This is a genomic window from Rhodococcus sp. PD04 (assembly GCF_035918275.1).
Classification (GTDB): Bacteria; Actinomycetota; Actinomycetes; order Mycobacteriales; family Mycobacteriaceae; genus Rhodococcus; species Rhodococcus rhodochrous.
Genome location: NZ_CP142143.1, coordinates 4,436,470 through 4,450,550, shown reverse-complemented (window position 1 = coordinate 4,450,550; position 14,081 = coordinate 4,436,470). Strand labels below are relative to the sequence as shown.

Below are 14,081 nucleotides of genomic sequence, written 5' to 3'. Positions count from 1 at the left end.
CCTAGTCCTCGGGCGCCGGATCGAAGGCGAACGGAAGTGCCTTCAGGCCTTCGCGATAGCGCTGCTCGAGCTGTTCGACACTGTCGGCGCCGATGTACATCGTGCCCAGTTCGTAGCGGTAGGCGTCCTGGTTGGGCAGATCGGCGAGCCGGTCACCGGGAGCGACGTCGATGCACACCAGGGCACCGGGGATCCGTTCGCGGAGACGGGCGACGTCGGCGTCCGAGGGCACCGAGGTCACGATGCCGTCCTCGTAGTGCGGGATGATGCACTTCGCCGCCACGGCGTATTCGCCCTGGCGATGCGGCATCCGGGGCTGCCGGCCGAGGGCGATGTCGATGGCCACCTCGTGGTTGGAGCTGCCGTCGACCTTGGCGAACAATTCGCTGTGCGACTGGGAGATCCGTGTGTTGACCTCGATCAGCCAGAGCTTGTCGTTCTCTTCGTCCCACATGAACTCCGAGTTGAAGCAGCCGTTGTCGAAGCCGACGTGGCGCAGGTAGCGCTCGGTGATGTCGATCATGCGTGCCTGAACCTCCTCGGGCACGGTGCTCGCCGGGTAGTCGAGACGTTCGAAGCTGTGCCCGGCGGCGTCCTTGCGCATGTCGAAGACACCGTGGACGTTGAACTGCCCCTGGAACATCGTGCCCTCGGGGGCGGCTTGGATACCGCTGACAACCTGCTCGGCGAGGCAGGTGGTGCCCGAGCTCTTCCCGATCTCCTCGGGGAGGTCGACGCGGCGCAGGACCTCGTCGAAGGCGTTACCGACAAGTCCGATCTTCTCGCGGATCTCGACGAGGGCGTCGGCGAACTCCTGCTCGTTGTGGATCTCGAATCCGAGCTGCGACGAATGCGACTTCACGGGCTTGACCCAGAAGGGGAATTCGAGGTCGATGCTGTCGAGGGCGTTGTCGTCGAAGGGATCGAACGAGTTGAACTGCGGGACGCACTCGGGAACCGATTCCTTCTGCGCGAGGCGGCTCCAGTACTTGTGCTCGGTGGCCACGATGCTGCGCAGCGACGGCGAGGGGATGTTCCGTTCGGCGGCGAGGATCGGAGCGAGCACGCTGGTGGGGAAGTCCCAGTGGGCGATGATCCCGTCCACGCTGCCGGGGAAGTCGTCGAGTTCGCGCCGGCAGGCGTCGAGAAGATCGTCGAACACGTATTCGTCGGGCTCCACCAGTGTTTCGTAGTCGAGGAGGCCGTGGAAGCTCAGCTGGTCGGCGCCGCGTACGGTCTCCAGTTCCTTGCGCTGGATGTCGGTGAGTCCGAGGACGAAGATGTTGGTGCTCATGTGTGAAGCCTTCCCGCTTCCCTACGGCACAAAACAATCCGGTAACGAAACAAACCGCAGGGAAGGTACTTTCACGCGCAACCGCCCCGGCTCGCGGGGAGCCGGGGCGGTCGCCTCGAGGATGGATCAGGGGGTGTCGGGGTCGAGAGCGTCCTTCACCTTGCCCACGAGTCCCTTCTCCGTTCCCATTGCGGCAGAACGGGGCTTGCCCTGCGACCCGTCGTAGGTCGCGTACAGCTTGGGGTCCGGCGGCGGTGCGCTCGCCACGTCGCCCAGCGGGACCGGGTCGGCGAGGAACGACATGGGTGTCGTGCCGTCGGGGCCGGTGCCGTGCGCCCAGCGACCCTGATCGGCGGCGGCGCCGTCGGACAGGTGCCACAGGCTGGACGCGTGCTCGGAGTGCTCCTCGTCGAACAGTGCGTTCGGTGCGATCGGTCCGGGTTCGATGCCGTCGGCCTTCAGTTCCTCGATGGCGGCGAGCCACAGGTTCTGGTGGTAGGTGTCGCGGGCGAGGTTGAACCGGAGCATGTCCTTGACGCCCGGATCGTCCGTCATGTTGTACAACCGGGCGGTCTGGACCCTGCCCTGCGCTTCGGCGGCGACGTTGGCCTGGAAGTCGGCGAGGAGGTTACCGCTGGCGATGATGAACCGACCGTTCCACGGCACACCGTTGCTGTCGGAGAGAGTCGCCCCGCCACCGGAGACGATGGCCTGTTGCGGATCCATGCCGCCGAGTACGGCTGCGACCACCGGGTCGGCGGCGGCGTTCTTGGTCGACTCCGTGGCAGGTGCGCCTTCGAGGAGACGCGCCACCATGGTGGCGATCATTTCGACGTGCCCGATCTCCTCGGTGGCGACGTCCATGATCATGTCCTTGTACTTGCCGGGCATTCGACAATTCCAGCCCTGGAACAGGTACTGCATGGTCACGGTCATCTCGCCGTACGCACCGCCGATCAGCTCCTGGAGCTTGCGGGCGTAGACGGGATCGGGCTTCTCCGGCTTGACGTCGAACTGCAGATGGTCTGTGTGACGAAACATGTTGCTCCCTCGAATGCCGATTGTCGTGCGAGGACGCGTCGCGCGTGAAGACGCGCCCGTGAAGACACCCGTGGCGCCTGGTCTCGACGCCGCCTCGGTTGGCCCGTGGTGCTACGTGCGACTACCCGTGCTCGAGCAGCTCAAACACCCTGTCGATATCCACCTTTTGTCACCGGTGCTGTGTCAACGTGGAGAGATGGAGAACAGGCCGGATTCCACGCTCGACGACGTCGGGGAGGTGGCTCGCAGCAAGGGCGTGGCGCGATTGCGGACAACCGCAGCGGCCCTGCTCGTGCTCGTGCTGGTGGCCGGAATACTGGGCTTCCTCGGTGTACGGAGTTCGACGGCCACCGCGCAGGGCGGCGGGTACGAACTCGACCTGACCTACCCGCGTATCGCACGCGCCGGCCTCGACGTCCCCTGGAAGGTGACGGTGCACCGGGAGGATGGCTTCGACGGAGAGATCGTCCTGGCGATCGACACGTCCTACTTCGAGATCCTCGAGATGCGGGGCCGGCTGCCCGAACCGTCCGCGGAGACCGCCGGGGACGGACTGGCGTACCTGACCTTCGATCCGCCGCCCGGCGACGAGTTCACCTTCGCGCTCGATGTACGGATCCAGGCCGGGAGGCAATGGGGCGAATCGGGCTCCGTCTCGGTGATGGACGGCGAGAAATCGGCAGTGACGATCTATTTCGATACCTGGCTGGTGCCCTGATGGAAATCGTGATCCGCGCGATCGTCCTGTTCCTGTTCCTGTGGGGGATCACCCGTCTCGTCGGCCGGTCGAGCGTCGGCGAACTGAGCACCTTCCAACTCGTGCTTTTCGTGGTGATGGGTGATCTCGTACAGCAGGGGATCACGCAGGACGACGTGTCCATGACGGGCGCGGTCCTCACCATCGGTGTCTTCGCGGTGCTGACGTTGGCGCTCTCGCTGATCAACGCTCGTTCTCCGCGGATGCGTGGGATCACCCATGGTGTCCCCGTCGTGATCGTCCGGGACGGCGAACCCGACCTGCGGAACCTGAAACGGGAACGTCTGTCCCTCGACGACCTCATGGCCGCCGCGCGTCAACAGGGCATCCGCCGGTTCGCCGACATCGACCTCGCGGTGCTCGAGACGAACGGGAAGATCTCCTTCTTCGTTCGGACGAGAGCTCAGGACGGCGCGCCGGAGGAACCGGAGCCGGGGTGACGGGGTGACGCGCCGTCCTCACGCTCAGGTACTGCGGCCGGTCAGTGCGTCGCGCAGTCGGTCCACCATGCCGACCCCCGGACCGACGGTCTTGTGGAACAGTTCGGAATGCGGTGCGGACGGATGCGGTCGGGTCGGTGCCAGCTTCTTGGCGGCCTGCACCTTGGTGCCGACCTCCACGAGGGTCTCCTGCCCGAGATGCGCCCTCAACTCCGGGAACTGTTCCGACTCTTCGTCGTCCGCGTGGTGGCGCAGAAGATCCTGCAACTTCTTCACCAACGTCGTGAACTCCGCACTCGATGCGTCCGCTCCCTCGAGTTGCTTCATCACCTGCACGATCTCGTCGTGCTCCTTCTTGTCGTGTTCGACGGCTTCGGTGCCCCCGGGCAGATGTTTCTCCATCTCCGGATAGACGAACATCTCCTCGGCGACCGAGTGCCTCATCACCTCGGCGATCGCGGAGTCGGTGAGATCGCGGCGTTCCTCGGCGTCGAGGGTGGTCTCCGCTCGGCCCAGAAGTTCGAGCATCTCCCGATGGTCCTCGGTGAGAATGGTGACGACATCCTGAGCGGTGTCGTGCGAATCGGCGGAACCTTCTGTGCTGCTCATGTAAGAAGGGGTTCACCGGTGTCGAGATCGGCAAACACACGGGAGGCGAGAGCCGTGGACGAACCCCGATCGATGCGAGCGTGGCGAGTGGTGGAACCCGGCCCCGTCGCCGGCCACCCCCTGCGATTCGAATCCGTTCCGCTGCCGGAGATCGGACCGAACGATCTGCTGGTGCGCGTGCTGGCGTGCGGTGTGTGCCGCACCGACCTGCACGTCACGGAGGGTGATCTCCCCGTCCACCGGGTGGGTGTCGTCCCGGGGCACGAGGTGGTCGGTGTGGTCCATCGGGCGGGGGAGGCGGTCGAGGGCTTTGCCGTCGGCGACCGCGTGGGCGTGGCCTGGCTGCGCTCGACCTGCGGGCAGTGCCGCTACTGTCGCCGGGGCGACGAGAACCTCTGTCCGAATTCGAGATACACCGGATGGGACGAGGACGGCGGGTACGCCGAGTTCGTCGCCGTACCGGCGGCCTTCGCCCTGTCGCTGCCCGACGGATACGACGACGTCGAACTCGCCCCGCTGCTCTGCGCCGGCATCATCGGCTACCGCGCGTTGAAGCGCGCCTCGGTCCCCGACGGCGGCAGGCTCGGCATCTACGGCTTCGGTGGCAGCGCCCACATCGCGGCGCAGGTCGCCCTGGCGCGAGGTGCCGAGGTGCACGTCATGACGAGGAGCGAGGACGCGCGCGATCTTGCCCGCGAACTCGGGGCCGCGTCGGTGCAGGGCGCCGCGGACGCACCGCCGGTGCCCCTCGACGCCGCCATTCTCTTCGCGCCCGTCGGCAACCTCGTGCCGCCCGCGCTCGAAGCGCTCGACCGCGGCGGCATCCTCTCGATCGCCGGCATCCACCTGACCGACGTCCCACAGCTGAACTATCAGCGGCACCTGTTCTACGAGCGCGAGATCCGGTCGGTGACCGCCAATACCCGAGAGGACTCCCGGGAGTTCCTCGCGTTCGCCGGGCAGCACCGCATCAGGGTCGCGACCATGCGATACGGGCTGGACGACGCCGACCGCGCGCTGGCGGATCTCGCCGGCGACCGCGTGCGCGGCGCTGCCGTCCTCGTCCCCGACGCGACACCCGACTGACGCCGTCGATCATGCCCGAGATCACCAAGTAGGGACTTTCTGCCCTACGGCAACATCCCGCCCAGGACGACGATAATGGTGTCGGACCCAGGAGGGCCCCTCGGACTTCTCACCCACGAGGAGATGAGGACAATGTCGACATCATCGGCTCATTCTGCAATGCACACCCATCCCGACATCGTCGAGATGCGCGAACGTTACGACCGGATGGGCGAACAGCCCACAGTCCAGGTCACCGACGGATTGATGATGGTTGCCGGTCTGTACGCGGCGGCATCCGCCTGGATCATCGGATTCGCCGATCAGACCGCACTCGCCACCACCAATCTGATCTGCGGCCTCGCGGTCGCACTGCTCGCCATGGCGCTCGGTTCGGCCTACGGCCGCACCCACGGCCTGGCGTTCGTCGCGCCGCTGCTCGGTCTGTGGCTGATCTTCTCGCCGTGGTTGGTCAGTGGCGTCGAGACCAGTACATCCATGATCTGGTCCCACATCATCGTGGGCGTGGTCGTGTGTGTTCTCGGTCTGGCCACGGCCGCGATGGGGACCGGGATGATGAACCGTTCGCGTTGACGGCGCAGTAACCCCGGATGCAGTAACCCGGAATGAAGGGGCCCGGACGGTGCTGCCGGCTCTGTGTCTGAACCGGCAGCACCTCACCGGGTGCGGCGTCCGGACACCGATACCGGCTACCGAGGGCTACCCTCCCGGCGGCGACGGCAACCCGGTCCGCGCCTCCGGCGGGTCCGTGAACCGGGGGAGAGGTGGAACCACCCGTGCTCGCGGCGGGTGGTGATTCTGAGCACCGTGCACACTTCAGGTGTGTGCGGTGCGTCACATTTGAGCGAAATGATGCGCTCGAAAATCTTTTGTTGACGAGATCGCCTAGCTCAATCAACCATTGCTGTACCAAATGACGCGATCGAAGTGGCGCAGACACAATCGAACGCCGCGACGAAGAACGGGTGGTACGCAATGACCGAGACCGTAATCCGGGAGAGCGAACGACTTCCCTACGACCTCGACGACCGATATCGCTCGGGCTCCGGCACCGTGCTCCTCACCGGCGTGCAGGCCATCGCCCGCCTGTTCGTCGAGCAGCAGGTGCGGGCCATGCGGGACGGTCGCCGGGTGGCGACCTTCGTCTCCGGATACCAGGGCAGCCCCCTCGGCGGTCTCGACAAGATGCTCCACGGCATGCCGAAGGTCCTCGCCGAGCACGACATCACCTTCGTGCCCGGATTCAACGAGGAACTCGCCGCCACCGCCGTGTGGGGCAGCCAGGGACAGCTCGGCGCCGGCACACCGACCCACGACGGCGTCGTCGGCGTCTGGTACGGCAAGGGCCCCGGACTCGACCGCGCCACCGACGCGCTGCGTCACGCCAACATGTACGGGGTGAACCCGAACGGTGGCGTGCTGCTCATGGTGGGCGACGACCCCGCGTCGAAGTCGTCGACCGTGCCCGCCGTCAGCGAGCGATCCCTCGCCGCCCTCGGCATCCCGGTCCTGTTCCCGCGCAACGCCGCCGAGATCGTCACGATGGGCCTGCACGGCGTCGCGCTGTCGCGCGCCTCGGGATGCCTCGTCGCCCTCAAGATCGTCGCGGACGTCGCCGACGGCGCCTGGTCCGTCGACGGCTCCATCTCCGACCTGCCCATCACGGTCCCCGAGATCGAATGGGAAGGACGGCCATTCGTCTACAAGCAGCGTCCCATGGCCGCGCCCGGCGACAGCGTCATCGCCGAGGCCGACCTCTACGGCCCGCGCTGGAAGATCGTCCAGGAATACGGCCGCCTCAACGGCCTCGACGTGATCGAGGTCGACCCGCCGCAGGCCCGCGTCGGCCTCGCCGCCACCGGCACCACCTTCGACGCCCTGCGCCAGGCCCTGCTCGACCTCGGTGTCGACGACGCCGCGCTGCACCGCGCCGGCATCCGCCTGCTGCGCATCGGCATGCCGTACCCCATCGGTCCCGAGATCGTCCGCGAATTCGCCCGCGGCCTCGACGAACTGATCGTGGTCGAGGACAAGACCGCCTTCGTCGAGACCCAGATCCGCGAGATCCTCTACGGCACCGCGAACGCCCCGCAGATCGTCGGCAAGAAGGACGCCGACGGCCGCCCGCTCGTGCCTGTCGACGGTGAGCTCACCGCCGGTCGCCTGCGCGGCCCGCTGCGTCGCGTGCTCCGCGACCACGTCGAACTCGGCCCCGCGCCCCTGCCGCAACTGTCGCTCGAGGTGCTGTCGACCCAGCGCACCCCCTACTTCTGCAGCGGCTGCCCGCACAACCGCTCCACCGCTCTGCCGGAGGGTTCGATCGGCGGCGGCGGCATCGGCTGCCACACTCTCGTCACACTCTCGGGCCGCAAGGACAGCGCCGTCACCGGCCTGACCCAGATGGGCGGCGAAGGTGCGCAGTGGATCGGCCAGGCGCCGTTCACCGACATCGGCCACATGTTCCAGAACCTCGGCGACGGAACCTATTTCCACTCCGGCCAGCTCGCCGTGCAGGCGTGCGTCGCCGCCGGCGTGAACATCACCTTCAAGCTGCTCTACAACGACGTCGTCGCGATGACCGGCGCGCAGGACGCCGAAGGCGCCCTGAAGATCCCGGCGTTGACCCACAAGCTCACCACCGAGGGCGTCCGCAAGATCATCATCTGCTCCGACGAACCGAAGCGCCTCCGCAAGCGCACCCTCGCCCGCGGCACCGAGGTCTGGCACCGCGACCGGCTCGACGAGGCGCAGAAGCTGCTGCGCGAGATCGAGGGCGTCACCGTGCTCATCTACGACCAGCACTGCGCCGCCGATGCGCGCCGTCAGCGTAAGCGCGGCACCCTGCCCGCCCGCACCACCCGCGTCGTCATCAACGAAGCGGTGTGCGAGGGCTGCGGCGACTGCGGCGTCAAGAGCAACTGCCTGTCGGTGCAGCCGGTCGACACCGAGTTCGGTTCGAAGACCCGCATCGACCAGACCTCCTGCAACACCGACTACTCGTGCCTCGACGGCGACTGCCCGTCCTTCGTGACCGTCGAGACGTCGCCGGAGAAGCCGAAGCGCCGCAAGGCTCCGACCCCGCCGCGCATCCCGGACGCCGCCATCGACACCCCGAAGGGCACCCGCAACGTCTTCCTCGCGGGCATCGGCGGCACCGGCATCGTCACCGTCAACCAGGTGCTCGCTACGGCCGCGCTGCGCGCCGGGTTCGAGGTCGAGTCGCTCGACCAGATCGGCATGAGCCAGAAGGCCGGCCCGGTGGTCTCCCACCTGCGCTTCGCCGCCGACGGACTCGAGCCCGGCAACCGCGTCGGCCCGGGCGGTGCCACCGCTCTGCTCGCGCTCGACCTGCTCACCGCGACCGAGCCGAAGAACCTCGCCTACGCGAACCGTGAGGAGACCGTGGCGGTCGCGTCGACGAGCCGCGTCCCCACCGGCGACATGGTCTACGACCGCTCGGTCCGGCACCCCGACGAGCAGGACCTGCTCGCGCGCCTCGACACCGCGACCCGCACGACCGTCTCGTTCGACGCCCTCGCCGCAGCCCAGGCACTGTTCGGCGAGACCTCGGCTGCGAACTTCCTCGTCGTGGGCGCCGCCCACCAGCTCGGCGGACTCGAGATCCCCGCCGACGCCATCGAGGAGGCCATCGAGATCAACGGGGTGGCCGTCGCGACCAACATCGCCGCCTTCCGCTGGGGCCGGGTGGCCGTCGCGGATCCCGCGGCCTTCGCCGCCGCGACCGAACCGGCCCGCACCGAGCGCGCCGCCACCGTCGCACCCGAGCGTCTGTTCGCCGGCACCACCTTCACCGGTGAGGTCGAGCGGCTCGTGCGGATCCGCGCCGCGTCGCTGATCGATTTCCAGAGCGAAGCCCTCGCCGCCCGCTACATCGGGCAGGTGCAGGCAGCCTGGGAGGCCGAGCGTCGCGTCACGAACCGCACGGACTTCAGCGAGGCCGTCGCCCGCGGGTTGTTCAAGTTCACCGCCTACAAGGACGAGTACGAGGTCGCCCGCATGCTCGTCGACCCGGCCTTCCTCGACGAGGTGCAGGGCCAGGTTCCCGGTGGCCACAAGCTCACCTACCGCCTGCACCCGCCGGCGCTGCGCGCACTCGGCCGTGAGAAGAAGGTCGGCTTCGGACCGAAATCGCATGTCGCGCTGAAGGCTCTGGCCAAGGCGAAGCGTCTGCGTGGCACGAAGCTCGATCCCTTCGGCTACGCCCATGTCCGCAGCGTCGAGCGTGCTCTGCTCGCCCACTACACCGACACGGTCCAGCGACTCGCCGCCGACCTGGACGTCGACTCCTACGACCGCGCCGCCGAGATCGCGGCCCTGCCCGACATGGTGCGCGGCTACGAGGACGTCAAGCTCCGCTCCGTCGAGCAGTACCGGGCCCGCCTCGCCGAGCTCGGCATCGACACCGACTTCTGACGCACGTACACCCTCTGCTGCAAAGGAACCCACCGATGACCACCTCTGCCCTCGACCTCCCCGAGTTCACCACGTCCGACGGAGTGTTCGGCCGCTCGGCCCGCCTGACCGACCGCCCGCACGAGCAGGTCGTCTTCCACCACGACGCGGCCACCGGATTGCGCGCCATCGTCGCGATCCACTCCACCGCACTCGGACCCGCCCTCGGTGGCACCCGCTTCTACCCCTATGCGGACGAGATGTCGGCGCTCGAGGACGTGCTGCGACTGTCGTGGGGCATGACCTACAAGGCCGCGGTGTCGGGTGTGAACCTCGGTGGCGGCAAGGCCGTCATCATCGGTGATCCGAAGACGGACAAGAACGACGAACTGCTCGCCGCCTACGGACGATTCGTCGAGTCGCTCGGTGGTCGCTACATCACCGCCGCCGACGTGGGAACCCGCGCGGAGGACCTCGACGTGGTGGGCCGGCACACCGCCCACGCCGTGGGGCGCACCGTCGCCGCCGGCGGCTCCGGCGACAGCTCGCCGCTGACCGCGCTCGGTGTCTTCCAGGCCATGCGTGCCGGCGCCCGGACCGTCTGGGGACAAACGACTCTCGCGGGTCGCACGGTCGGTGTCGAGGGTCTCGGCAAGGTCGGATACGAGCTGGTGAAGCTGCTCGTCGCCGACGGTGCCGAGGTGATCGTCTCCGACGTGAACCCCGCGGCGATCGCCCGCGTGGTCGACGAGTTCCCGGCGCAGGTCACCGACAACGTCGTCGCCTCGTCCGCCGACGTCTACGCCCCGTGCGCCCTCGGCGGCACGTTGACCTCGACCACCGCCGCCCACCTCGACGCACGTCTCGTGTGCGGTGCGGCCAACAACCAGCTCGCGCAGCCCGAGGTGGAGGGACTGCTGGGCAAGCGCGGAATCGTCTGGGTGCCCGACTATGTCGCGAACGCGGGCGGACTGATCCAGGTCGCCGGTGAGGTCGACGGATCCGCCGCCGACGTCGTCCGCGAGCGGGTGGAGTCGATCTTCGACCGCACCGCCGAGATCTTCGACGTCTCCAGCACTCTCGGCGTCACGCCGGGCGCGGCCGCCAACCGCATCGCCGAGCGGCGCATCGATACCGTCTGATCCGCACAAGGGAACTGGTCCGCACAGGGAAACTGATCCGCACAGGGGAACAAGGGGAGGCACCGCGAGGTGCCTCCCCTTCTCGTGTCTTCAGGAATTTCCGGCCGACGACGAACGCCCGTGCCCCGCATCGCGGGTGATGTGCTCGACGAGCGGCTGCGTCCGGTACTCGATCGGCGTGGTGAGCGCGAGCGTCGTGGTGGTGTGCGCGACGCCCTCGATGGCGTGGAGCCGCTCCAGGACCAGCAGGAGGTCCTCCTGGGACTGCGCGGCCATCCGGATCAGGAGATCCTCCCGGCCCGTCGTCGCGTGTACTTCCAAAACCTCGGGGAATCGGCCCAATTGGGCGATCACATGCCCCATCCGCGCCTGGACGAGCTCGGCGCCGATGAACGCCTGCAGCGGCACACCCAGCTTCGGCAGGTCGACGACCGGTCGGTATCCGGTGACGGCACCGGACTCCTCGAGTTTCCTGATGCGCGACTGCACGGTGTTGCGGGCGACACCGAGCTTCGCCGACAGGTCGACGATTCCTGCCCGGGGATTGCGAGTGAGCTCTCCGAGGAGAGCTGCGTCGAGCCGGTCGAGACTGAACACGATGACACCCTTTCCGTTGTGATGCGCGTCACCACTCGAGCATAATGCTCAACTGATCAGAAAGATATTGACACTTCACGAGCCAGTGCCATGATTGCTGCATCAAATGCTCACGCAAACACGGCTTGCTGCAACGTAATGCGCGCGAAGTGAGCGACATGCCTACCCCTCGCCCGGACCGGGCGTGGCGGGCGCCGCAATCACCCCGAGGAGCACACAATGCCCGGAGTCGGCATCTGGCGGACCAAATCCGTCGAACAGTCGATCGCGGATACCGACGAACCCGGTTCGCGGCTACGACGAGAACTGACCGCCAAGGATCTGACCGTGTTCGGCGTCGCCGTCGTGGTCGGAGCCGGAATCTTCACCCTCACCGCTCGCACCGCCGGCAATCTCGCCGGACCGTCCATCTCGCTGGCGTTCGTCCTCGCCGCGATCGCGTGCGGTCTCGCCGCGCTGTGTTACGCGGAGTTCGCCTCCGCGGTGCCGGTCGCCGGCAGCGCCTACACCTTCTCCTATGCCACCTTCGGTGAATTCGTCGCCTGGATCATCGGATGGGATCTGATCCTCGAGTTCGCCCTCGCCTCCGCGGTCGTCGCCAAGGGATGGTCGATGTATCTCGGGGGCATGTTCGGCGGCAATGCGTCGATCGACCTCGGACCGATCACGGTCGACTGGGGGTCGCTGCTCATCGTCGGCGCCATCACGATCATCCTCGCCGTCGGCACCAAGATGTCGTCGCGGGTCTCCGCCGTCGTGACCGCCATCAAGGTCGCGGTGGTCCTGCTCGTCATCGTCGTCGGCATCTTCTACATCGACAAGTCCAACTACTCCCCGTACGTCCCGCCGGCCGAGGAGGCCCAGAGCACCGCGTCCGGCATGCACCAGTCGCTGTTCTCGGCGCTTACCGGTGCGGGCGGCAGCACCTACGGCTGGTACGGCCTCCTCGCCGCGGCGAGCCTGGTCTTCTTCGCCTTCATCGGCTTCGACGTGGTCGCCACCACCGCCGAGGAGACCAAGAACCCCCAGAAGGCACTGCCCCGCGGAATCTTCGGTTCGCTGGCGATCGTCACCGTCCTCTACGTCGGCGTCACCCTCGTGCTCACCGGCATGGTCAAGTACACCGATCTGCGCACCGGCAGCGAACTGGTCGGTGACGGCAGCGCCACGCTGGCCACGGCCTTCGAAGCACACGGTGTCACCTGGGCGCAGATGGCCATCAACATCGGCGGTCTCGCCGGCCTCACCACCGTCGTGATGGTGATGATGCTCGGCCAGACCCGCGTGCTGTTCGCGATGTCCCGCGACGGACTCGTCACCCGCAAACTCGCCGTCACGAACCACAAGGGTGTGCCCGTGCGCATCACCCTGATCGTCGGTGGTGTGGTGGCCGTCCTCGCCGCGGTGTTCCCGATGGGTGTGCTCGAGGAGATGGTCAACATCGGCACCCTGTTCGCCTTCGTCCTGGTCTGCGTCGGCGTGATGGTGCTCCGTCGCACCCGCCCCGATCTGCCCCGCGGATTCCGGGTGCCGCTCGTGCCGCTGGTCCCGATCCTCGCGGTCCTCGCCTGCGGCTGGCTCATGCTCAATCTGTCGGTCGAGACCTGGATCCGATTCGCGGTCTGGATGGTTCTGGGCGTGGCGGTCTACTTCGTCTACGGCCGCCGCAAGTCGGTCCTCGGACAGCGCCTGAAGCTCGAGGCCGCGCAGCAGGAAGCTGCGACGCACGAGGTGAAGGAACCCGAACCGGTATAGCTCCGTCGCCTACGAGCCCGCCCGCACCGAATCGGTGCGGGCGGGCTCGTGTGTTCGGGTGGTTGCCGTCGACTACTGCGCGCACTCTGCCAGTTGATCTTTCGGTGAACTCCAGAAAGATCTATGCACGCGAGTGAGCAGATTGCTCTATGCTGTGAACAGCGCCGCAGAGACGAAGGTCACAAGGGTTACCCGGAGTTTCGTTCGAATGTAGGACGAATCGGACATCGGGACCTGATTACCATTCGATCTGCCCCTGTCGTCGGGGAGGCAGACAGGGAAGGGCCCCGCCAGCGATTCGAGGGGAGGAGCCGGCGGGGCCTCGCGCTGTATCTCCTGTGTCGGGGAGGACTCTAGGGAGACACGGCCACCTACGCCGTGGCCGCTTTGGAGCTTAGGTGACGACTGGTCACTCGTCCAGAGCCGATACTGAAACGAGACCTGAAAAATCTTCTCGGGGTCGAACCGGAACGCTCAGCCTGCTTTGCGGCGGATGGGGCCTGTTTCGACGTCGCTACCCGCAGGAAAGACGGGGGTCGGCATGGCTCGGGACCCGTCGGGATGCCTGCGGTACGACGCCGGCCGCTGCGAACGCCGACGGCGCCGGCGGTTCCGCGTCGTCCAGAACCCCCAGGCTGCGATGCACACGCCCACTCCCGAGAGCAGGTCGGCCTCGGTCAATCCGTGGTTCGGCGTCACCGAGTACAGCACGCGACCTTCGAGTGGGCCGTTCATCAGCACCCAGAGTCCGGAGGCCACGAACGCGGCCGAGCTCGACAGCAGGTGGGGGCGCGAGAGGCACCACGTCGACGCGGCGAACAACGAACACATCGCGACGAGCGAGTAGAACACGGCGTTCTGCACGGTCGACTCCTCTCGCTCCTGCCGGATTTCGATCAACTGTACTGGCGGAGGAGCCGGGCCTACCGGGTCGCATGTGGTGACTC

12 protein-coding genes are annotated in these 14,081 nt (G+C 67.2%); 7 read left to right on the top strand and 5 right to left on the bottom strand.

All coding sequences use genetic code 11. From position 1 onward, the window contains the following. Window position 1: 1 nt before the first annotated feature. Window positions 2–1,294, bottom strand: coding sequence for an ATP-grasp domain-containing protein (locus U9J23_RS20210; RefSeq protein WP_088897924.1), 1,293 nt, complete (start codon window positions 1,292–1,294; stop codon window positions 2–4). A gap of 126 nt (window positions 1,295–1,420) precedes the next feature. Then, the gene (locus U9J23_RS20205; RefSeq protein WP_016696193.1) at window positions 1,421–2,335 is read right to left on the bottom strand and encodes a manganese catalase family protein; all 915 of its coding nucleotides are present in this window, start codon (window positions 2,333–2,335) and stop codon (window positions 1,421–1,423) included. Between the two features lie 196 nt (window positions 2,336–2,531). On the opposite strand from U9J23_RS20205, the gene U9J23_RS20200 reads away from it, so the two are divergent. Both U9J23_RS20200 and U9J23_RS20195 read left to right on the top strand, forming a co-directional pair. Next, window positions 2,532–3,053: a hypothetical protein gene (locus U9J23_RS20200; RefSeq protein WP_145692244.1), complete on the top strand. Its 522-nt coding sequence runs from the start codon at window positions 2,532–2,534 to the stop codon at window positions 3,051–3,053. Then, window positions 3,053–3,532, top strand: coding sequence for a DUF421 domain-containing protein (locus U9J23_RS20195; protein ID WP_229565712.1), 480 nt, complete (start codon window positions 3,053–3,055; stop codon window positions 3,530–3,532). Before U9J23_RS20200 ends, U9J23_RS20195 begins: the two co-directional genes overlap by 1 nt. A 24-nt stretch (window positions 3,533–3,556) precedes the next feature. Here U9J23_RS20195 and U9J23_RS20190 read toward each other — a convergent pair whose 3' ends face one another. Continuing rightward, a complete protein-coding gene (locus U9J23_RS20190; RefSeq protein ID WP_272268111.1) occupies window positions 3,557–4,141 on the bottom strand; it encodes a hemerythrin domain-containing protein in 585 nt (194 codons plus the stop codon). Between the two features lie 72 nt (window positions 4,142–4,213). On the opposite strand from U9J23_RS20190, the gene U9J23_RS20185 reads away from it, so the two are divergent. From U9J23_RS20185 to U9J23_RS20170, 4 genes are all read left to right on the top strand, one after another. Next, the gene (locus U9J23_RS20185; protein WP_059383872.1) at window positions 4,214–5,227 is read left to right on the top strand and encodes a zinc-binding alcohol dehydrogenase family protein; all 1,014 of its coding nucleotides are present in this window, start codon (window positions 4,214–4,216) and stop codon (window positions 5,225–5,227) included. 159 nt (window positions 5,228–5,386) lie between these two features. After that, a complete protein-coding gene (locus tag U9J23_RS20180; protein WP_059383842.1) occupies window positions 5,387–5,800 on the top strand; it encodes an SPW repeat protein in 414 nt (137 codons plus the stop codon). 402 nt (window positions 5,801–6,202) lie between these two features. Continuing rightward, window positions 6,203–9,661, top strand: a complete 3,459-nt coding sequence (locus U9J23_RS20175; RefSeq protein WP_272268113.1) for an indolepyruvate ferredoxin oxidoreductase family protein — start codon at window positions 6,203–6,205, stop codon at window positions 9,659–9,661. Between the two features lie 35 nt (window positions 9,662–9,696). Then, window positions 9,697–10,782, top strand: coding sequence for a Glu/Leu/Phe/Val family dehydrogenase (locus U9J23_RS20170; RefSeq protein ID WP_160874044.1), 1,086 nt, complete (start codon window positions 9,697–9,699; stop codon window positions 10,780–10,782). A 90-nt stretch (window positions 10,783–10,872) separates the two neighbouring features. Here the strand turns inward: U9J23_RS20170 and U9J23_RS20165 are convergent, their stop codons facing one another. Further along, a complete protein-coding gene (locus tag U9J23_RS20165) occupies window positions 10,873–11,379 on the bottom strand; it encodes an Lrp/AsnC family transcriptional regulator (protein WP_059383845.1) in 507 nt (168 codons plus the stop codon). 219 nt (window positions 11,380–11,598) lie between these two features. Between U9J23_RS20165 and U9J23_RS20160 the strand changes: the two genes are divergently transcribed. After that, on the top strand, window positions 11,599–13,134 hold the full coding sequence (locus U9J23_RS20160) for an amino acid permease (RefSeq protein ID WP_106201277.1): 1,536 nt from the start codon (window positions 11,599–11,601) through the stop codon (window positions 13,132–13,134). A gap of 474 nt (window positions 13,135–13,608) precedes the next feature. Here U9J23_RS20160 and U9J23_RS20155 read toward each other — a convergent pair whose 3' ends face one another. Continuing rightward, window positions 13,609–13,998, bottom strand: coding sequence for a hypothetical protein (locus U9J23_RS20155; protein ID WP_059383846.1), 390 nt, complete (start codon window positions 13,996–13,998; stop codon window positions 13,609–13,611). Window positions 13,999–14,081: the final 83 nt, after the last annotated feature.

What these genes read in the sequence shown, in the direction of transcription:
- U9J23_RS20210 (WP_088897924.1), bottom strand. Translation starts at nt 1,294, where the DNA reads ATGAGCACCAACATCTTCGTCCTCGGACTCACCGACATCCAGCGCAAG.
- U9J23_RS20205 (WP_016696193.1), bottom strand. Translation starts at nt 2,335, where the DNA reads ATGTTTCGTCACACAGACCATCTGCAGTTCGACGTCAAGCCGGAGAAG.
- U9J23_RS20200 (WP_145692244.1), top strand. Translation starts at nt 2,532, where the DNA reads ATGGAGAACAGGCCGGATTCCACGCTCGACGACGTCGGGGAGGTGGCT.
- U9J23_RS20195 (WP_229565712.1), top strand. Translation starts at nt 3,053, where the DNA reads ATGGAAATCGTGATCCGCGCGATCGTCCTGTTCCTGTTCCTGTGGGGG.
- U9J23_RS20190 (WP_272268111.1), bottom strand. Translation starts at nt 4,141, where the DNA reads ATGAGCAGCACAGAAGGTTCCGCCGATTCGCACGACACCGCTCAGGAT.
- U9J23_RS20185 (WP_059383872.1), top strand. Translation starts at nt 4,214, where the DNA reads ATGCGAGCGTGGCGAGTGGTGGAACCCGGCCCCGTCGCCGGCCACCCC.
- U9J23_RS20180 (WP_059383842.1), top strand. Translation starts at nt 5,387, where the DNA reads ATGCACACCCATCCCGACATCGTCGAGATGCGCGAACGTTACGACCGG.
- U9J23_RS20175 (WP_272268113.1), top strand. Translation starts at nt 6,203, where the DNA reads ATGACCGAGACCGTAATCCGGGAGAGCGAACGACTTCCCTACGACCTC.
- U9J23_RS20170 (WP_160874044.1), top strand. Translation starts at nt 9,697, where the DNA reads ATGACCACCTCTGCCCTCGACCTCCCCGAGTTCACCACGTCCGACGGA.
- U9J23_RS20160 (WP_106201277.1), top strand. Translation starts at nt 11,599, where the DNA reads ATGCCCGGAGTCGGCATCTGGCGGACCAAATCCGTCGAACAGTCGATC.